The sequence below is a fragment of the Mycobacterium sp. NGS59 genome (genome assembly GCF_059812345.1).
This window is the reverse complement of record NZ_JCALCN010000026.1, coordinates 1-19,793: the sequence shown is the minus strand read 5'-3', so window position 1 is coordinate 19,793 and position 19,793 is coordinate 1. Positions and strand designations below refer to the sequence as shown.

16 protein-coding genes and 1 pseudogene are annotated in these 19,793 nt (G+C 66.0%); 9 read left to right on the top strand and 8 right to left on the bottom strand.

What is annotated here, in order from left to right; translation table 11 throughout:
* Positions 1-59 precede the first annotated feature (59 nt).
* Both AC5Y46_RS21960 and AC5Y46_RS21955 read right to left on the bottom strand, forming a co-directional pair.
* Positions 60-1,064 (bottom strand): ABC transporter ATP-binding protein, encoded by a 1,005-nt coding sequence (locus tag AC5Y46_RS21960; protein ID WP_499944386.1) that lies wholly within the window; start codon positions 1,062-1,064, stop codon positions 60-62.
* Between the two features lie 117 nt (positions 1,065-1,181).
* The gene (locus AC5Y46_RS21955) at positions 1,182-2,684 is read right to left on the bottom strand and encodes a carotenoid oxygenase family protein (protein ID WP_499944385.1); all 1,503 of its coding nucleotides are present in this window, start codon (positions 2,682-2,684) and stop codon (positions 1,182-1,184) included.
* 82 nt (positions 2,685-2,766) lie between these two features.
* Here AC5Y46_RS21955 and AC5Y46_RS21950 point away from each other — a divergent pair.
* A pseudogene (locus AC5Y46_RS21950) lies at positions 2,767-3,457 on the top strand (TetR/AcrR family transcriptional regulator); the annotation flags it as partial.
* Between the two features lie 48 nt (positions 3,458-3,505).
* On the opposite strand, the gene rplL reads toward AC5Y46_RS21950, so the two are convergent.
* The 5 genes from rplL to AC5Y46_RS21925 all read right to left on the bottom strand — a co-directional run bounded on the left by rplL (position 3,506) and on the right by AC5Y46_RS21925 (position 10,550).
* Entirely contained in the window at positions 3,506-3,898 is a 393-nt protein-coding gene (gene rplL / locus AC5Y46_RS21945) for a 50S ribosomal protein L7/L12 (RefSeq protein ID WP_499944435.1), read from the bottom strand.
* Positions 3,899-3,946: 48 nt separating this feature from the next.
* Positions 3,947-4,501 carry a 50S ribosomal protein L10 gene (gene rplJ, locus AC5Y46_RS21940; RefSeq protein WP_499944384.1) on the bottom strand — a complete coding sequence of 185 codons (555 nt, stop codon included), beginning with the start codon at positions 4,499-4,501 and terminating at the stop codon, positions 3,947-3,949.
* 360 nt (positions 4,502-4,861) lie between these two features.
* Positions 4,862-5,773: an ROK family protein gene (locus AC5Y46_RS21935; protein ID WP_499944383.1), complete on the bottom strand. Its 912-nt coding sequence runs from the start codon at positions 5,771-5,773 to the stop codon at positions 4,862-4,864.
* A complete protein-coding gene (locus AC5Y46_RS21930; RefSeq protein ID WP_499993021.1) occupies positions 5,773-6,390 on the bottom strand; it encodes a DUF7158 domain-containing protein in 618 nt (205 codons plus the stop codon). The genes AC5Y46_RS21935 and AC5Y46_RS21930 overlap by 1 nt, the downstream gene beginning before the upstream one ends.
* Positions 6,387-10,550 (bottom strand): glycoside hydrolase family 38 N-terminal domain-containing protein, encoded by a 4,164-nt coding sequence (locus AC5Y46_RS21925; protein ID WP_499993019.1) that lies wholly within the window; start codon positions 10,548-10,550, stop codon positions 6,387-6,389. Before AC5Y46_RS21925 ends, AC5Y46_RS21930 begins: the two co-directional genes overlap by 4 nt.
* 114 nt (positions 10,551-10,664) lie before the next feature.
* Between AC5Y46_RS21925 and AC5Y46_RS21920 the strand changes: the two genes are divergently transcribed.
* From AC5Y46_RS21920 to AC5Y46_RS21895, 6 genes are all read left to right on the top strand, one after another.
* Positions 10,665-11,201, top strand: a complete 537-nt coding sequence (locus AC5Y46_RS21920; RefSeq protein ID WP_499993018.1) for a DinB family protein — start codon at positions 10,665-10,667, stop codon at positions 11,199-11,201.
* A gap of 24 nt (positions 11,202-11,225) precedes the next feature.
* Positions 11,226-11,798: a DinB family protein gene (locus AC5Y46_RS21915; protein ID WP_499944434.1), complete on the top strand. Its 573-nt coding sequence runs from the start codon at positions 11,226-11,228 to the stop codon at positions 11,796-11,798.
* A 147-nt stretch (positions 11,799-11,945) separates the two neighbouring features.
* Positions 11,946-13,292 (top strand): ABC1 kinase family protein, encoded by a 1,347-nt coding sequence (locus AC5Y46_RS21910; protein ID WP_499993017.1) that lies wholly within the window; start codon positions 11,946-11,948, stop codon positions 13,290-13,292.
* A gap of 4 nt (positions 13,293-13,296) precedes the next feature.
* Entirely contained in the window at positions 13,297-14,217 is a 921-nt protein-coding gene (locus AC5Y46_RS21905) for an alpha/beta fold hydrolase (protein ID WP_499993015.1), read from the top strand.
* Between the two features lie 68 nt (positions 14,218-14,285).
* A complete protein-coding gene (locus tag AC5Y46_RS21900) occupies positions 14,286-15,146 on the top strand; it encodes a cyclopropane mycolic acid synthase family methyltransferase (RefSeq protein WP_499944377.1) in 861 nt (286 codons plus the stop codon).
* Positions 15,147-15,330: 184 nt separating this feature from the next.
* Positions 15,331-16,194, top strand: coding sequence for a cyclopropane mycolic acid synthase family methyltransferase (locus tag AC5Y46_RS21895; RefSeq protein ID WP_499993014.1), 864 nt, complete (start codon positions 15,331-15,333; stop codon positions 16,192-16,194).
* 95 nt (positions 16,195-16,289) lie between these two features.
* Here the strand turns inward: AC5Y46_RS21895 and AC5Y46_RS21890 are convergent, their stop codons facing one another.
* Entirely contained in the window at positions 16,290-17,573 is a 1,284-nt protein-coding gene (locus tag AC5Y46_RS21890; protein ID WP_499993012.1) for a hypothetical protein, read from the bottom strand.
* Positions 17,574-17,787: 214 nt separating this feature from the next.
* Between AC5Y46_RS21890 and AC5Y46_RS21885 the strand changes: the two genes are divergently transcribed.
* Positions 17,788-18,669 (top strand): cyclopropane mycolic acid synthase family methyltransferase, encoded by an 882-nt coding sequence (locus AC5Y46_RS21885; RefSeq protein ID WP_499993010.1) that lies wholly within the window; start codon positions 17,788-17,790, stop codon positions 18,667-18,669.
* Between the two features lie 129 nt (positions 18,670-18,798).
* Positions 18,799-19,698: a hydroxymycolate synthase MmaA4 gene (mmaA4, locus tag AC5Y46_RS21880; protein ID WP_499944373.1), complete on the top strand. Its 900-nt coding sequence runs from the start codon at positions 18,799-18,801 to the stop codon at positions 19,696-19,698.
* Positions 19,699-19,793: the final 95 nt, after the last annotated feature.

The following is a 19,793-nucleotide window of genomic DNA, read 5'->3' as shown; positions in this document are numbered from 1 at the left end:
ACGGCACGCCAGAATCCCGCCAAGCAGAATCCAGATCCCGGGTGCGCAGACCGGGCGACTCAGTAGTCGTGCGAGGAGTACTTGTGGGTGCCCTCGAGGTCGTCCAGGATCGCCTCCTGGGCGTTCTTGGGCAACGTGTGCAGCATGGCGCGCACCCGCGCCTGACGACGCGCGACCCCCTTGCGCTCCGGCATGCCGGGCGAGGCCTGGATCTGCGGCGGCACGCCCTCGATGTCCTCGACACCACCGGCGTGCTGGCCGGCATCCAGAGCCGCCTGCTCTTCGGCCATGGTGGCCTCGTCCTTCTCCTCGGACATACCGATCGGCCCGATGCGCCGACCGTTGAGGAACTGACGGACCACCGGCTCGTCGCTGGTCAGCAGCACTTCGCGGGGGCCGAACATGACCAGGTGCTTGCGGAACAACATGCCCATGTTGTCCGGCACGGTGCGGGCGATGTTGATGTTGTGCGTCACGATCAGGATCGTCGCGTCGATCTGGGCGTTGATGTCCATGATCAGCTGGCTGAGGTAGGCGGTACGGACCGGGTCCAGACCCGAGTCGGGCTCGTCGCAGAGAATGATCTGGGGGTCGAGCACCAGGGCTCGGGCCAGGCCGGCACGCTTGCGCATACCACCGGAGATCTCACCGGGGAACTTCTTCTCGTCGCCGCCGAGACCCACCATCGTCAGCTTCTCCATGACGATGTCGCGGATCTCTTTTTCCTTCTTCTTGGTGTGCTCGCGCAACGGGAAGGCGGTGTTGTCGAAGAGGTTCATCGAACCGAACAGCGCGCCGTCCTGGAAGAGCACGCCGAACAGGGTGCGGATTTCGTAGAGTTCCTTCGCCGAGCACTCGATGATGTCGGTGCCGTCGATGAGGATAGAACCCCGTTCCGGGCGCAGCAGGCCGATGAGGGACTTCAGGAATACCGACTTGCCGGTACCCGACGGGCCCAGCAGCACGCTGACCTCGCCGGCCGGGACCGTGAGCGTGACGTCTTCCCAGATCCTCGAGGATCCGAAGGACTTGGTGAGCCCGTTTACCTCGATCGCGACACCCATGGGAAACCCTTCCGTCGACGCGCGTTTCAGCCACCAGCCCCGTGTGGCTTGAGTCACTGTAGCGCACGCCTGGGGCCGCACATCAGGGTTGTATCGATAACAATCCGTGAGGCTGGATCACTCCGAGGGCGCCCAGTTTCCGTGGAAGCCCATCGGAACCCGTTGCGGCAGCTCTACGGTGGCCATCGTCTCGAGAGTCTGGGCGTCGAGCAACAGCAGCAGGCCCGCGTCGCGGTCGCGCCGGCTGCCCAGACCCATCAGGATTCCGTCGTCTTCGGTGGTGGCCGACGGGTTCGGCACGAATGACATCTCGCCGATCAGAACGTCCGGGTCCAACGGGGCTGTTTGGCTGGAGCCGGTCGCGTAGTCGTGCTTGTAGACCTGTGTCGACATCTCGTACGCGCCGCCGGCGAGGTAGCCGCCGTCGACGCCGAGGGTGTAGCCGAACCGGTGCCGGCCGCCCAGCACGGTCTCGTTGATCCGGGGGAACTCCTGGGGACGGTCGTCGCGGCACTCGCTGCTCACCGCGCCAGTGGCCAGGTTGATCGTCCAGCGATCCAGGGTAGGTTTGCTGTCCCCGGGGCCACGCAGGTCGTGGTCGAACATCCGCGAGTAGCGCACCACGTCCAGGATCAGCAGCTCGGTGCCGTCACGATCCTGGCTGTAGGCATTGAGCGGATGGAACACGTAGCACGGCTCGATGTCGAACCACCGGACGTCTTTGGCGCCGCCTTCCCGCGGGAGGACGCCGATGCGCGCCGGATAATCGGCGTTCCAGCGATACGGCATCTTGTGCATGGGCTGCCGGTTCCGGTTGAGCATCGCGGCGATCGGGTTGGGCACCCGAACCCGTCCCAGCAGCGACTGCACCACCAGCCGAGCCGGCGCACTGAGCGTGCGCGGCACGTTGGTGGGCATCACCTGCGCGGCATCGAACGTCACGGGTAGGTCGTAGATGACGACGTACTTGTCGGTCAGGGAGAAGTCGTGCATCATCGGCGACCCGCTGACCTCGATGTCCACCGTGCGACGGGCCCGACCGTCGGTGTCGATCACCGAGTACTGCACGGTGCGCCCGCGGGTGAAGGCATAGGACAGCGCGTGCAGTTCGCCCGTCGCGGGGTCGCGGTGCGGATGAGCGGTGTAGCCGCCGAACACGGTTCCGTCGAAGTCGCACGGCGCTACCGTGTCCAGTTCGTCGGTCAGCTCGTAGTTGGCCCCGCCGCCTTCGACGAGCGCCAGCGTCTTGCCCGCGTGGCTCAGCGCGTTGGTGTTGGGACCCACCGACAACATTCCGGCCCGCGGGTCCAGTCCCGTGGGCGCCGGCTCGCCCAGCGCGGCGCATACGGCAGGTGTCCGCACCCAGCGGTTGCGGTACCAGGCGGCCTTCCCGTCGCGCAGCGCGACGCCGTGCACCATCGCGTCGCCACTGAACCAGTGGTAGACAGCCGGGTTGACCTCGGCGACGGGATTGGGCCCGTTACGTAGATACCGTCCGGTCAGGTGCTCGGGGATGTGCCCGGTGACCTCGAGGTCGGTCACGGTCATTTCGGCGCTTACTGGGGCCAGGAACCCGCTGAGATACGGGTTCCCGGCTTTGGTCGTCTGCATGGCCGTCATGTCTGAGCTCCTATAACATCGTTATTACGCCGTTATCGAGACCGTACGCCGCCGGGGAGGAGATGGCAATATTGTTTGCGAGATGACTTCGACCCAGCGCAGCGTCCGGGACGAGATGCTGCATGCCGCGGTGGAACTGCTCAACGAGCACGGGCCCGACGCACTGCAGACCCGGAAAGTGGCCGGCGCCGCGGGCACGTCGACGATGGCGGTGTACACGCATTTCGGTGGGATGCGCGACTTGATCGCCGCGGTCGCGCAAGAGGGATTACGCCAGTTCGATGCTGCGTTGACGGTGCCTGCGACGGACGACCCGGTAGCCGACCTGATGGCCGTCGGCGCCGCCTACCGGCGGTTCGCGATCGAGCGCCCGCACATGTATCGGCTGATGTTCGGCAGCACCAGCGCCCACGGCATCAATGCGCCGACCGGCAATGTGCTGACGCTCACGATCGCCGAGATCGAGCAGCACGAGCCCAGCTTCGCTCACGTGGTGCGCGCCGTGCACCGATCGATACTGGCCGGCCGGATCACCGCTTGTCCGGCGGACGACGACGCGGCGGTGGTGGCGACGGCCGCCCAGTTCTGGGCGCTCATCCACGGCTTCGTGATGCTCGAACTGGCCGGGTTCTACGGCGACTCGAGCGTCAGCGGCTCGGCGCTGGTTCCGGTGCTGGCCGCGGTGACCACTAATTTGCTTGTCGCTCTTGGCGATTCAGCGGAACAGGTGCACCGGTCGCAGCAGGAGCTCCGAGGCTGAGCAGACGCAAAAGCCCCCAAATCCTTGCGGAAATGGGGGCTTTTGCGTCTGCTCGGCAGAGTTACTTGACGGTGACGCTGGCGCCGGCGGCCTCGAGCTTGGCCTTGGCCTCGTCGGCGGCCTCCTTGGCGACCTTCTCGAGCAGCGGCTTGGGCGCGCCGTCGACCAGGTCCTTGGCCTCCTTGAGGCCCAGGCCGGACACGATCTCGCGGACCACCTTGATGACGCCGATCTTCTTGTCGCCGGCGGCCTCGAGGATCACGTCGAACTCGGTCTGCTCCTCGGCGGCCTCAGCTGCTGCGCCACCACCGGCCGGGCCGGCCGCGGCGACGGCGACCGGGGCGGCCGCGGTGACCTCGAAGGTCTCCTCGAACTTCTTGACGAAGTCGGAGAGCTCCAGCAGGGTCATTTCCTTGAAAGCGTCGAGCAGTTCGTCGCTGGACAGTTTTGCCATGGTTTGGGACCTTCCTGATCTCTTGGGGTTTGTCGGGGTTGGTAGTTGTTATTCGGCTTCGGCAGGTGCCGCGGCGGCTGCCGGGGACTCGGAGTCCTTCTTCTCTTGCAGTGCGGCCAACAGTCGGGCCATCTGCGACGCGGGCGCGTTGAACAACCCGGCGGCCTTGGCGAGGTTGCCCTTCATCGCGCCGGCCAGCTTGGCCAGCAGCACCTCGCGGGATTCCAGGTCGGCGATGCGCTCGACCTCGGCGACGGACAGCGCGTGACCGTCCATGTAACCGCCCTTGATGACCAGCGCCTTGTGCTCCTTGGCGAAGGTCTTCAGCGCCTTGGCGGCGTCGACCGGCTCACCGGTGACGAACGCGATGGCGGTGGGGCCGGCGAACAGTTCGTCGAGCCCTTCGATACCGGCCTCGGACGCGGCCCGCTTGATCAGCGTGTTCTTGGCCACCGCGTAGGTCGCCGACTCGCCCAGCGACCGGCGCAGCTCGGCCAGATTGGCGACGCTCAGGCCGCGGTACTCGGTGATGACGGTTGCGCTCGAACTCTTGAACTGTTCGGCGATGTCGGCGACGGCGGTGGCCTTGTCAGCCCGGGCCATGCATGCCTCCTGATAAGTGTGTGGACTCGGGGTCTCTGCCACCGGCGAAAACAACTGACGCCCCGGCGCAGGATGCGGCCGGGGCGTCTACAGGCGCCGACACACGGGCCGGCGGAAGTGCCTCGTCCTCCTGCGTGGGCCGCCGGGATGTTCCCGGACCTTCAACCGATTGCTCGGTGACCGACGGTCTTCGGTGGATCGGGCACCACCTTAGCGTGGCGTCGTCCGATCAGCCAAAACGGCCGCGTCAGACAGTCAGCCGGACGCGCCAGGCCACCACACCGACCGTCGAGTGCGACATATGCGACAGTCCCGCGGCGTGTCTCGTCGTGGAATTCACACTCGTGGTGGGCTGTGGCGTTATAGCCCGGCGAGCCGGGCCGCTCCGATTAATCCGGCGTCGCCGCCCAACTCGGCCGGGGCCACCTTCAACCCGCGCAGAAAGTCCAGCCCGGTGTGGTCGGCCAGCGCCGCGCGCAGCGGATCGAACAGCAAAGCACCGGATTTGGCCACTCCCCCGCCGATCACGACCAGGTCGAGGTCGCACACGGCGCCCACCGACCCGATCATGGCCGCAAGCGCCCGGGCGCCCCTGGCGAAAGCGGCCAAGGCCACCGCATCCCCCGCCGCGGCGGCGTCGGCCAGTTCCTTCGCGCCGGCTGCCGGGGAAGCCGACCAGCCGTTCTCCCGTGCCCAACGGGTCATCGACGGACCGGATGCGACCGTCTCGACGCACCCGCGACCCCCGCACGCGCATCGTCTGCCGTCCGGCTCGACGGCGACGTGGCCGACGTGACCGGCGTTGCCGGTGCGCCCGTCGTACGGAATGCCGTCGAGCACCAGGCCGCCGCCCACTCCGGTGGACACCACCATGCCGAGCAGAAAACCGGCGCCCCGTCCGGCACCCAGCCAGTGCTCGCCCAGTGCCATGCAGACGCCGTCGCCGCCCAACCGCACGGCAATCCCGGGCAGTGCGTCGCTCACCCGATCGCGCAGCGGGAATCCGCGCCAGGCCGGGATGTTGATCGGGCTGACGGTGCCGGTGGCCAGGTCGACGGGCCCGGCCGACGCGATGCCCACCGCCTCGACCACCCCGCCCGCGGCGCCGACCGCATCGGCGACCATCGCGGCAACCGTATCCCAAACCTGTTCGGCAGCAACATCTTTCGGGGTGGGACGCTTGTCGTTGTACACCAGCAACCCGGGGGCGGCCGGGTCGGCGAGGGCGGCGGCGATCTTGGTGCCGCCGATATCAAGGCAGAGGGTCAGCATCAGTGTCGGTGGGTGTTGTCGGGTTGGCGAGGATCTCCAGGATGCTCGTAGCCGGGCGACAGATGAACCAGCGCCGCCCGGCGCGCGTCCAGCCAGACGCGAAAGGCACGCCTGCGCGCGGCGCCCAGCAGGTGTTCGGTAACGGCCACCCGCACCTGATCCAGAGGTGGGACGGCTGGCGCCGGCACCCGCCAGCCCCGTCCGACCGACCGCGACGGCGCGAACCGCGTCGGGTTGCGCCGGTGGTAGTCGACGACGGCGTCGTCGCTGACCACGACGCCGGCGGTGACGTCGACGAACAATGCGCGTGCCCGCGGGTCAGTCAGCGCCGCGGCCGCGACGCTGCCGATCTCCAGTCGGGCAGTCACGTCGGGCAGGAGTTCGGCTTCGGTCGGGACAGGCACGCCGCTGAGGCCACGCGCGGACGCTTCTGCCTCGACCACCCGCTCGGTCACGATCAGTTGGGTCAGCCAGCGCCGCAGCTGACGGCCCTCGCTGGTGCCGGCGGCCGGTAGCATCGCGGCCCGCGTTCCCCCACGCAGCCGTGCCTCGCGCGCGTCGACTTCGGCCTCTGGAACCGGGGTGCCGGCGACGGTCGCCACCACGTGTGTCGTCACTCTGCGTCGCTCCTCCTCATCGCTGTCGTCACCGTCACCTTGGCCGCGGGTGAATAGATCAGCCGGCCCGCGCAGCCGACCCGGACCAGCGCCCACCACTGTCCGGGGTCCTGCCACGCCGGCGGCGTCACGTCGAAGACGAGTCGGACGGTGCCGTTCGCCGGCAGCGTAGCGCCGAGCGCCGCCGGGCCCATCCACTCCCAGGTCCCCCACGGACTGATCAGGTGTGCTTCGGCGGCGAGGTCGGCGCCGGCGTGGCTGCCGATCGTCACGGCAAGTTGCGTCGCCGCGCCGGCAGCCAGTTCGACGTCGGCCGGACCGTCGACGAGATAGACGAGCTCGCGATCGTCGACTCCGACGGTCACGACGGCGACGTCCTCGACCGCCTGCCGCCATGACGGCGGCACTCCGGTGCCGGTGACCCGCAACTGTGCCCGGATCGGATACCTGCCCGCCGGCGTGTGGGCCGGGATGGTCAGCACGACATCGGTTTCCAGGTGCCCGCCCGGCTCCAGCGAGAACGGCAACTCGGCCGGCTGGGCGGTCCAGCCGTCTGGGCAACGTATTTCGACTTTGCCGCCCAGCACCGCATCGGTGCAGTCGCTGGCCGCGGTCAGACGCAGCACCGGATGGTCGGCGCTGAGCTGCGTCGGATGCAAGTGCGCGACGGCCGGCAGCCCGCCCAGCGGCGCGGGGCCGCGGTTGTGCAGCCAGTACCGGGCATACAGCGGCTGGGCGAGCTCGGCCTGCGGTGCCAACTCGCCTGCCTCGACCGGCACGTCGGGCCTCTCGAGGCGGGCGAGCACGGTCGCGACCTGATAGCCGTGCAGCTGGATCGTCCGGCTGCGACGCTGCGGTTGTTCCAGCAGGTCCGCTTGCCGCAGTGCACGCAGTTCACCCACATCCGAGCCGATCTCGACCCGGGCCGGCGAACCGGTCGCCTCGACCAGCCGCAGCGCGATTTCGTCCGGTACGACGGGATGGGCACTCCCCGAGGTGAGCGGGTTGCCGGCGACCTTGAGCGCACCCAGTTGCACGGAGTCCGCGGGTTCGATCCGCAGCAGCGAGCCGACCGGAGCCAGCGCGCCGTGCCGATCAACCGGGGATACCGCGACCAACGGGTTGGAGAACTGCGCACTGCGTGCCGGCAGCCCCACCCGCCGCCAGTCACCACTCCCGCAGACCAGCGCGTAGTCGAAATCGTGTGTCCAGTGCTGCAATTGGAAGTTGGAGCCGTCCGGTGCGGTGCGGCGCGGATCGTCGATCCAGATCCCCGACGGCCAGCCGGTGCAGGACCGCATCAGGGCGGTGTGCAGGGTGCCTTCGGTGTCGACCGCGAAACTCGGCACGCCGCGGTTGAGGAGCGCGACGGTGTAGTCCTCGAAGGTTCCGGCATCTGAGGGGACCCGCTGGTGCACAAGGATCTCGGCGTCGCCCAGGTCGCGCACCACGGACTTCACGGCGACCGCCAGGCTTGCGTCGTCGCGCCCGTCGATCACCAGAACGGGCAGCGCATCAGCGGCCCGCAGATCGGCGTCGGGCACCCAGACCGCGGCCAACTCCGTCGCCGCCGGCACCCAGACCCGCGCTTTGCCGGTCTTGGCCAGCTGACGATTGAGTTCGGCGGTGTAGGCCGGGTCCGCTTGGGCCAGCACCGATTTCGTGAACGCGTTGCGGTCGGGACCGCCCAGCGCGATCCGCGCGTCGGGCAGGTTGGAGTCGACGTCGAGGTGGCCGTAGCGGGGTCGGTCGGCGCCGCTACAGGTGGCCGTGACGCCGGCGCGGACCAGGGCCACCGTCAGGTCGCGCGCCAGCGGGCCGGAGTCGGCCTCCGAGGGCGTGATCACCTCGGCGACCGACAGCGCCCGCGTTGCGGCACTGTTTTTAAAGCGCACCCGAACCGCCGAGGACAATCCGAACCAGCCGTAGGCCGGGTTGTCCAGCGTCCACAGGTGCTGGGCGGTGTCCACCGAGCGGTCGCCGTCGTGCAGTAGCGCGAATCCGCGCCCGACGACGGCGTCGCCGACCTCGCTGACCGGCGTGGCGCCGGGCACCGGGCACGGCCAGCGCAGGCGCAGCAGCTGGTCTTCGCCGGTGAAGTCGTGGATGGTGGTGCGACAGTCCAGCCGGTCGACGCCGTGCCACAGGGTCAGGGTCTGGGTGTAGCGCAGCAGGGTGCCGATCCGGCCCTGCACGACCAGCCGCTGACCGAGCGGTCCGTCGAAGGCCTGCACGGTCGCGGGAGCTTCCGACGATCCGACCACCGGCCCTTTGGGGAGCAGATGCCACGGGCCCTCGCCTTGGCTGGGGTGCGCCGGATATTCCTCGTAGACGGCCAGCTCGTTGCCGACCCGGCCGTCGGCAATCAGCTCGCGGCCGTGGTGGGTCATCGAATCCACACCGCCGCCGCGCTGCGGGTCCACGGTCACCCGGTAGTGCTCGTTGGCGATTCGCGCACCGGCGACCGGCTGCCAACCCCGCCGCTTGCCACGCCCGGCGACCAGACGATACGTACGCCAGCCAAGTGACGGCACCGCCGCCAGCCAGGTGACCGACCGTCCGTCGTCCGCCACGTGCGCCGGTACCTCAGCGCCTTCGTCGTCCAGCACGCCCGCACAGGGTTCGTCCATTCGGATGGTCACGACGTCCGTGCGTGACTGGGTCAACGGGTTCCAGACCACCACCGAGTCGCGGTCCCGGGCCACCGCGCTGGTGAGCAACCGCAACGAGTTGTCCCGCGCGGCGCGTCCCAGCTCCCACGCGTCTCGCCAACCGGTCAGCAGGTCGAGATACACCTGGTCGGATTCCGAGCCGGTGATCGCGTCATGATGAGCCCCGTACGCCAGCTGCACCCAGGCCTTGGCGAACGCCGCCTGCGGGTATTCGGCGCCGGACAGCAATCCGGCGAACACCGCGAAACGCTCGGCGTCCAAGACCAGGTTCTCCGCGGCGCGGTTGGCCTGTTTGGTGTCGATGAACGACACGTCCTTGCCGGTGTAGATCGGGTTCATGTCCCGGGTCTGCGGCGAGGGCACCGCGTCGCGTTCGGCCAGCTCGGCGCGGACCGCGGCGAAGAACTCGCGCGGCAGTGCGCACACGAACCGCGGCCAGGTGTAGCGGACGGCCCAGTCGCGGTGGATCTCGGTGACCCACTTGTTCGGCGGCGTGTAGTCGGTTCCCACCGGCAGCAGCACATTGCGCGTCAGAGCCACCTTCTTGAGCCGGTCGAACAGCGCATACGTCGCCTCCTCGGCTTCCCCGAGCGTCGTCGCCGAGTCCATCCACCAGCCCGCCGAATAGTGGGCCGGCATGTAGTGGGTGAGCAGTCCCCGCCCGGACGGCGAGATCCATTCGAACTCGCTGGAGAACTGCATGCGCTCCATGCCGTCCTGCCCCGGACCCCACTGATGATGCGGACCCCGGGCCCACGAACTCGAGGTCAGTCCGGCGTCGGCGGCCATACCGGGGAATTGCGGGTCGTGGCCGAAGACGTCGAGCTGCCACGCGGTGGCCGGGTCGGCGCCCAACACGTCGCGCTGAAAACCGATGCCGTGCACCAGGTTTCGGATGGTGGTCTCCGGACTCGTGAGGTTGGTGTTCGGTTCGTTGTAGGTGCCGCCCATCACCTCGACCCGGCCTTCGGCGAAAAACCGGCGCAGGTCGGCGCGGTCCTCGGGACGGGTGTCCCAGTAGGGCTTGAGGTAGTCGACCTCGGCGAGGACGAACTTGTACTCGGGCTCGCGGCGCGCCATCTCCAGATGCGCGTGGACCAGTTCGAAGCCGTTGGTCTGCCGGGCCCGTCCGGGCGGATCCTCCGCCCATTCGCTGGTGTAGGCGCCCTGGGTGTTCCACCACACCGGGTCGTAGTGGAAGTGGCTGATCATGAACATCGTCCAGCCCGGCTCGGCCACCACGAACTCGAACGGCAGGCCCCCCGCCCGGGCCGCGCGCCGTTGTCCGACGACCGGACCATCCACCGTCACCGGAACCTCGACGACCCCGGCACCGGGCCCGACGACCACGTCGCCGCGCAGCCCGTCGCCCTCGATGCGCAGCGTGGTCGGTTCGGTGCAGTGCGCGACGGTCAGCCGCACCAACTGCACCGGGGCGTCCGGCGGCCCGACGAACAGCTCGGTCGATTCCGCCGAAACAACCTGCATGACAGCACCTTACGGCCCCCCGCCGACACGGTGTAGGCGTTCGGCGAGCGCGCGTGCCGGTCTGCCTCGGTCAGCGGACCGAACATGTCCGCTGTGGGTGCCAGACTCGACGGCATGGCAGACCTGACCTCCCAGCTCGCCGACCAACTCGACGTGCATTGGCACACCCAACTGCGCCCCCGCCTGACCGGCTTGACCGACGACGAATACTTCTGGCGGCCGGCGCCCGACTGCTGGACGATCCGCCAGGACGGCGGAATCGACTTCGCCTACCCGCCGCCCGACCCGGCGCCGTTCACGACGATCGCCTGGCGCCTGGCGCACGTGATCGTCGGGGTGTTCGCCATGCGCAACCACAGTCACTTCGGCGCTCCGCCGGCCGACTATCAGAGTTGGCCCTACGCCACCGACGCCGCCACCGCGCTGCGCCAGCTCGACGAGACCTACGCGACCTGGATATCCGGCGTGAGATCGTTGTCCGCGGCAGACCTGAACCGCCCGTGCGGACCGGCCGAAGGCCCCTACGCCGAATATCCGATGCTCGCGCTGGTCCTGCACATCAACCGGGAAGCAATTCATCACGGCGCCGAAATCGCCTTGCTGCGCGACCTCTACGAGCACACCATGCACCAGCACACCAGGGAGGACTGAGCCATGCCCGCACTCGCCGCACCGGTGACCGACGAACGCGACGCCCTGCGTGAATTCGTGGCCTACCACCAGAGCGCCTACTTCGCGGTGTCCTACGGACTCACCGATGAGCAGGCCCGGTCCACGCCGTCGGCCAGCGCACTGTCGGTCGGCGGTCTGATCAAGCACGCCACCGGCATGCAACGCGTGTGGATGGCACGGGTCGCCGCGGCACCTGGTGAGCCCGCAAAAGACACCCGGCCGTTCGAAGTCCGTGCCGAAGAGTTCCAGGCCGAGTACGTGATGGGCGCCGACGAGACATTGGCGGAGCTGCTGAACGCCTTCGCGGAACAGAACGCCGTGACGTTGCGCCTGGTCGAGACGGTCGATCTCGACCTACCCGTCCCGGTGCCGCAGGACGCGCCCTGGTTTCCCAAGGACTTTCCGGCCTGGTCGGTGCGCTGGGTGATCCTGCACATCATCAACGAGTTGGCCCGGCACTCCGGGCACGCCGACATCGTGCGGGAAAGCATCGACGGTGCCACCATGTACGAGCTGATCGCCGGGCTGGAGAACTGGGAACCGCAACCCTGGCTCACGCCGTGGCGCAAGCCTTGAATTGCGCGGCTCTACACCGAGCGTGTAGTCAGTGCGAAATCCGGGCCCGGATTTCGCAGCAGCGGCACGTTCGGCGACCGCGTAACGGCTCGGGAGCGGCGTCACGCAAATTTAGAGTTGACCTCCCCGGTTTGGCACACTGCTGGGATGAGTTCCACAAAGCATCGCGATGTGGCCAAACTCGACCGGGTGCCGTTGCCGGTCGAGGCGGCCCGGGTAGCTGTCACCGGTTGGCAGGTCACCCGCACCGCCGCTCGTGTGGTCACCAAGCTGCCGGCCAAGGGGCCGTGGCAACAGAAAGTCATCAAAGAAATCCCGCAGGCTTTTGCCGACCTGGGTCCCACTTACGTCAAGTTCGGGCAGATCATCGCCTCCAGCCCGGGCGCGTTCGGCGAATCGCTGTCGCGTGAATTCCGCGGACTGCTGGACCGGGTGCCGCCGGCCGACACCGACCAGGTGCACAAGTTGTTCGTCGAGGAGCTCGGCGACGACCCCGCGAACCTGTTCGCCAGCTTCGACGAACAGCCGTTCGCCTCGGCGTCGATAGCCCAGGTGCACTACGCGACGTTGAAGACCGGCGAGGAGGTCGTGGTCAAGATCCAGCGGCCCGGCATCCGCCGTCGGGTCGCCGCCGACCTGCAGATCCTGCAGCGTTTCGCCCAGGCCGTCGAACTCGCCAAGTTGGGCCGGCGGCTCTCCGCGCAGGACGTGGTCGCCGACTTCTCCGACAACCTGGCCGAGGAGCTGGACTTCCGGCTCGAGGCGCAATCGATGGATGCGTGGGTTTCGCATCTGCACACCTCGCCGCTGGGCAAGAACATCCGGGTGCCCCAGGTGCACTGGAACTTGACCAGTCAGCGGGTGCTGACGATGGAACGGGTGCACGGCATCCGCATCGACAACGTCGCCGCCATCCGCAAGGCCGGGTTCGACGGCACCGAACTGGTGAAGGCCCTGCTGTTCAGCCTGTTCGAGGGCGGGCTGCGCCACGGCCTGTTCCACGGCGACCTGCACGCCGGCAACCTTTACGTCGACGACCAGGGCCGCATCGTCTTCTTCGACTTCGGGATCATGGGCCGCATCGACCCGCGCACCCGATGGTTGCTGCGGGAACTGGTGTACGCGTTGCTGGTCAAGAAGGACCACGCCGCGGCGGGCAAGATCGTCGTGCTGATGGGAGCCGTCGGAACGGTCAAACCCGAAGCCCAGGCCGCCAAGGACCTGGAGAAGTTCGCCACCCCGCTCACCATGCAGTCGCTGGGCGACATGTCCTACGCCGACATCGGCCGCCAGTTGTCTACCCTTGCCGACGCCTACGACGTCAAGCTGCCCCGTGAGCTGGTGCTGATCGGAAAGCAGTTCCTCTATGTGGAGCGCTACATGAAGTTGCTGGCGCCCAAATGGCAGATGATGTCCGACCCGCAGCTGACCGGGTATTTCGCCAACTTCATGGTCGAGGTCAGCCGCGAGCATTCCTCCGATCTCGAGGTCTGACCGCATGGAAGTTCGCAGCGGCACCGCGATCTCCGGTGATGTGAAGCTCTACTACGAGGACATGGGCGATGTCGAGCATCCGCCCGTGCTGCTCATCATGGGCCTGGGCGCCCAGATGCTGTTGTGGCGGACCGGGTTCTGTGAGCAACTCGTCGACCAGGGTCTGCGGGTGATCCGCTTCGACAACCGCGACGTCGGCCTGTCCACCAAGACCGGACGGCACAAGTCCGATCAACCGCTGCCGGTCCGGATGGCGCGGTCGTGGCTGGGTCTGCCCAGCCGGGCCGCGTACACGTTGGAGGACATGGCCCAGGACGCCGCGGCCTTGCTGGATCACCTCGACATCGAGCACGCGCACATCGTCGGTGCGTCGATGGGCGGCATGATCGCCCAGGTCTTCGCGGCACGCTTCGCCGAGCGCACCAAGACGCTGGCCATCATCTTCTCCAGCAACAATCAGCGCTTCCTGCCGCCGCCCGCGCCGCGCGCGCTGTTGTCGCTGATCAAGGGTCCCGCGCCGAACTCGCCGCGCGACGTCATCATCGACAACTCGGTGCGGGTCAGCAAGATCATCGGCAGCCCGCGCTACTTGGCGCCCGACGAGGAGCTCCGCGCCGACGCCGCCGAGAGCTACGACCGCAACTACCACCCGTGGGGCATCGCGCAACAATTCAGCGCGATCCTGGGCAGCGGCAGCCTGCAGCACTACAACCGGCGCATCGCCGCCCCGACTGTGGTGATTCACGGCCGGGCCGACAAACTGATGCGCCCCTTCGGGGGACGGGCGATCGCACGCGCGATCGACGGCGCCCGATTGGTGTTAGTCGACGGAATGGGCCATGATTTGCCGAAGCAGTTGTGGGATCGCGTCATCGGTGAACTCACGAGCAATTTCGCTGCAGCCGGCAGGGCGCAGGGCGGATAAATGGTTCCGTTCTCCCTGCTCGGCGCCGCGTGCGACATTGTTACCGTTGGAACAGGAGGTTGTCTGACATGGCCGAATTGAAGCCGTATTACGAAGAGTCCCAGGCGACGTACGACATTTCCGACGACTTCTTCCGGCTATTCCTGGACCCCAACATGGTCTATACCTGCGCGTACTTCGAGCGCGACGACATGACGCTGGAAGAGGCGCAGCTCGCCAAGTTGGATCTGGCCCTGGACAAGCTCAAACTCGAGCCGGGTATGACGTTGCTGGACGTCGGTTGCGGCTGGGGCGGCGCGGTGGTCCGCGCGCTGACGAAGTACGACGTCAACGTCATCGGCATCACCTTGAGCAAGCACCACGCCGCGCTCAGCCAGCAGCGGCTGGCCGCGATACCCACCGAGCGACGCGCCGAGGCACGTCTGCAGGGCTGGGAAGAATTCGACGAGAAGGTGGATCGAATCGTCAGCTTCGAAGCCTTCGACGCGTTCAAGAAGGAACGCTGGCCGGCGTTCTTCGACCGCTCCTACGAGATCATGCCCGACGACGGCCGGATGCTGCTGCACAGCATTTTCACCCACGAGCAGACCTACTGGCGTGACCACGGCATCACCGTGACCATGAGCGATTTGCGGTTCTTCCGATTCCTGGCGACCGAAATCTTCCCCGGCGGGGGCATGTGCGGCGAAGTCGACATCATCGACAACGCCAAGAACAGCGGGTTCTCGGTGGACGAAATTCAATACCTGCAGCCGCATTACGCGCGGACGTTGGACATGTGGGCGGCCAATCTGGAAGCCAATCGCGAGCAGGCAATCGCCGTGCAGTCGCAGGAGGTCTACGACCGCTTCATGCGTTACTTGACCGGCTGCGCGGGCCTTTTCCGCAAGGGCCTTTCCAACGTCGCCCAATACACCCTGATCAAATAGCGCTCTCCCCCACGGCAACCAGGCCGCCGGGCGCACAAATAGGACGTTCTACCTGGTAGGACGGGTTCTCAGTTTAGTGATGCAACGCTGCATCGGATAGCATGCCTCCTGCATGCTCGGGGGGTTTGCAAACGTTTTGCATGCGACCGCGGACCGCGGCGGTCCAGAAAGGCACACAAAAATCATGGCCGAGCAATTGAAGCCGCACTTCGACGACGTGCAGGCACATTACGACTTATCCGACGACTTCTTCCGGCTGTTCCTGGATCCCACCCAGACCTACAGCTGCGCCTACTTCGAGCGCGACGACATGACGCTGGAAGAGGCGCAAATCGCCAAGATCGACCTGGCGCTGGGCAAGCTGGGCCTGCAGCCCGGCATGACGCTGCTGGACGTCGGTTGCGGCTGGGGCGCCACCATGCGCCGCGCGATCGAGAAATACGACGTCAACGTCATCGGGCTGACCCTGTCCAAGAACCAGGCCGCGCACGTGCAGCAGACGTTCGACGAGCTGGCCACCGAGCGCAGCCGGCGGGTGCTGCTGGAGGGCTGGGAACAGTTCGACCAGCCCGTCGACCGGATCGTCTCGATCGGCGCGTTCGAACACTTCGGCCACGACCGCTACGACGACTTCTTCGCGCTGGCCCACAAAGTGCTGCCCGACGACGGCGTGATGCTGCTGCACACGATCACCGCGCTGACCGGACCGCAGATGATCGAGCGCGGCATGCCGCTGACCTTCGAGATGGCCCGGTTCACGAAGTTCATCATGACCGAGATCTTCCCGGGTGGCCGGTTGCCGTCGATCGAGAAGGTCGAAGACCATTCGTCGCGGGCCGGTTTCAAGCTGACCCGCCGTCAGTCGCTGCAGCCGCACTACGCCAGGACCCTGGACACCTGGGCCGCTGCGTTGGAGTCGCGGCGCGACGAGGCCATCGAGATCCAGTCCCAAGAGGTCTACGACCGCTACATGAGGTATCTGACCGGTTGCGCTGACTCGTTCCGCACCGGCTACATCGACGTCAACCAGTTCACGCTGGAGAAGTAGCAGCACCGCGCCACCGTCGGATGAGGCAGCCCGGCAGCTCCTTCTGAAAGGAGCTGTCGGGCATTTCTCAGCGCCCGGCGGTCACGCGATCGTGATCAATACCAGGGGCCTGCGTAGTTTCCGTTCGGTGCGTAGACCAGTTCAGTGTCGTTGCCGACAGGGCAATGGATCACGTTCTTGCTGAAGCACGACTGATTCCAATCCGGATTCTTGTTATCTATCAGCATCCAGTCGCGGGAGACTCTGAGAAGCGGCACCACTTTCCACCCTGACGACACTTTCTGGGAGGTGGTGATGTCAATGACGGGTCTGTCGGAATCGTTGTCAATATAAAGATATTTGCCAGCAAAGTGAACCGTCTTGATATGCAGGTTTTTGACGTCATCGCCGGCGCGGTGGAACACATTACTGTTGGTAGTCAGGTTCAAGACCGTCAAGTAGTCCGCCCCCCATTGCATGAGTAAGTCGTCCCACAGGACCATATTGAACTCGCCGGCAACGTCCTTCATCTTGTTGTCGCGGAAGTCGAAGTAGCCGTACTTGTATGGCCAAGCGGTCCCCACGACGACGACCATCCCGTCGAAGGACATCGGGACACCGCCACTCATGGTCGTGCCGATGTTTTCGCCGACCTTGCTGCCGTCCCTGCCATTGAAAAATTCTTCACCGGCTTCGCGGTCTGCGCGGAATCTGCCGAATCCGGCATAGTTGTGCCAACAGTTGCCGGCGCGGTTGTCAATGGTGCAGGTGAACGTCGTTTTCAGGGTTGCGCCATCGAAGCCGAGTAAGCCGCCTGATGTCTCGGCATAGAATCCATAATTCGACGGAGAGATTGCTCGCACGGTCACGTCTGACGGCCAAGGCGCTGTCTGCGGGGGCGCCGACGTGAAGGGATCGAAAGCGACGATCGAAGTGGATCGCCGTTCTGGAGTCAAACCCTCCGACGGTATCGACAACGTGGTCACATAAAACACCCGAGTATGATCTTCATCGCCGCCGACAGTGCAGCCATATCCCACCAACTTCTGCCCAGCAGGTATCGTGGGCACCGGCAACGCGACGAATTGACCGGCCTTGGGATTGAAAATCTGACCGGATTTATCGAATTTCAAATCGTCGCCAGTAGCGAACCTGTTCTCACACCCGCTGTAAATCGTCCCAGGCCCCACGACGCCGCCGGTTGGAACGCGCAGGGCTTTGGGTGTCGTAGTTGTCGCCGGCGGTGCCGAAGTCACAGCAGGACGGGTCGAAGAAATAGATGTCGAAGACGACCGGGGCGTCGCAGGCTTCCCGCCGCCGCAGGCCGTGGTTCCGCACATCAAAGTGATGCCTACAGTTACGATCACGGCGAGGCGTCGCAGGAAATCGTTCTTAAGCACGGGCTGATCCGGCCTTTCGCGGCGGGGCGCTTATCGGGCTCCCCGATGGTACTGGCGCGGCAGCTGCGGTCTGCTGCGGGTCCGGTGCGTCGGTACCGGTTCGCGCGAAAGCCGCCGAACAGGCTTTCCAAATACGAAGGATGGGCCTGCCCCCGTGTAGGGTGCCGTGGAAGGGCACCTCGCTGGGGGGTGAGCTGTCCCATCGGGAGGACATATGGCGGATACGTACACGCGCGCCGGAAGTCTGCGATCCAATTCAGACGACGTCCAGGCGCACTACGACCTGTCCGACGAGTTCTTCGCGCTGTTCGTCGATCCGACACGCACCTACAGTTGCGCGTACTTCGAGCGCGAGGACATGGACCTGCACCAAGCCCAGCTCGCCAAGATCGACCTGGCGCTGGGCAAGCTTGGGCTAGAGCCAGGCATGACATTGCTGGACGTCGGTTGCGGCTGGGGCCCGGTGTTGAAGCGCGCGCTCGAGAAATTCGACGTCAACGTGATCGGACTCACGCTGTCGAAGAACCAGCACAACTATTGCCAGCAGCTGTTTGACCAGGTCGACACCAACCGCTCACACCGGGTGTTGCTGAGCGACTGGGCCGATTTCGACGAATCGGTGGACCGGATCGTCACCATCGAAGCCGTCGAGCACTTCGGTTTCCACCGCTACGACGACTTCTTCAAGTTCACCTACGAGGCCCTGCCCGACGACGGCGTCATGCTGCTGCACGTGATCACCGGCTTACATCCGCGCGAGATCATGGCGCGCGGCATGCCGTTGACCATGGAGTGGGCGAAGTTCATGAAGTTCATCATCACCGAGATCTTCCCGGGTGGCCGGCTGCCCATGATCGAGAAGGTCGAAGAGCACGCGGCGAAGGTCGGGTTCAACGTGACCCAGATCCAGTCGCTGCAGCTCGATTTCGCCCGGACGCTGGACTTTTGGGGCGAGGCGCTGGAGGCGCACCGCGACGAGGCCATCGCTATCCAGTCGGAGGAGGTCTACGACCGGTACATGAAGTATCTGACCGGTTGTGCCAAGGCGTTTCGCATCGGCTATATCGACTGCAACCACTTCACCCTGGCGAAGTAGACTTTCTGCCAACGACGGGCACCCTCGCGTCATTGATTACCGCCTCGACAAACCATACGGTTGGCATTCCAGCCGAGGCTCGCGCGTGCGCTCATCGCATGAACACGATCCAGGAGAAGAAAGACGAGAATGGCCGAGAACCCGCTTAGCCCGACGAAGACGCGCGAGAGAAACTTTCAGGACATCCAGGCGCACTACGACGTCTCCGACGACTTCTTCGCCCTGTTCCAGGACCCGACCCGCACCTACAGCTGCGCCTACTTCGAGCCGCCGGACATCTCACTCGAGGAAGCTCAGATCGCCAAGGTCGACCTGAACCTGGACCAACTGGACCTCAAGCCGGGCATGACCCTGCTGGACATCGGCTGCGGCTGGGGCACCACGATGAAGCGCGCCGTCGAGAAGTACGACGTCAACGTCGTCGGTCTGACCCTGTCCAAGAACCAGCACGCGCGTTCGCAGCAGGTGCTGGACGCCCTCGACACCGACCGGTCGCGGCGGGTGCTGCTGCACGGCTGGGAAGACTTCAACGAACCCGTCGACCGGATCGTGTCCATCGAGGCTTTCGAGCACTTCGGGCACGAGAATTACGACGACTTCTTCAAGCGGTGCTTCGACATCATGCCCGAGGACGGCCGGATGACGGTGCAGAGCAGCGTGAGCTACCACCCCTACGACATGGCGGCCCGCGGCAAACGCATCACGTTCGAGACGGTGCGGTTCATCAAGTTCATCGTCACCGAGATCTTCCCGGGTGGCAGGCTGCCGTCCACCGAGATGATGGTCGAGCACGGCGAGAAGGCGGGTTTCACTGTCCCCGAGCCTCTTTCGCTGCGTCCGCACTACATCAAGACGCTGCACATCTGGGGGGACACGTTGGAGTCCAACCGCGAGAAGGCCATCGAGGTGACCTCGGTGGAGGTCTACGAGCGGTACATGAAGTATCTGCGCGGCTGCGAACACTACTTCGACGACGAGATGCTCGACGTCAGCCTGGTCACCTACCTGAAGCCGGGCGCGGCCGCCTGACGCGGCGAGCAGACACAGAATCGCATCGCGGACGCGAATATCATGCGATTCTGCGTCTCACTCGAAAATAGAGGTGACCACGGCTGGTGAGTGGC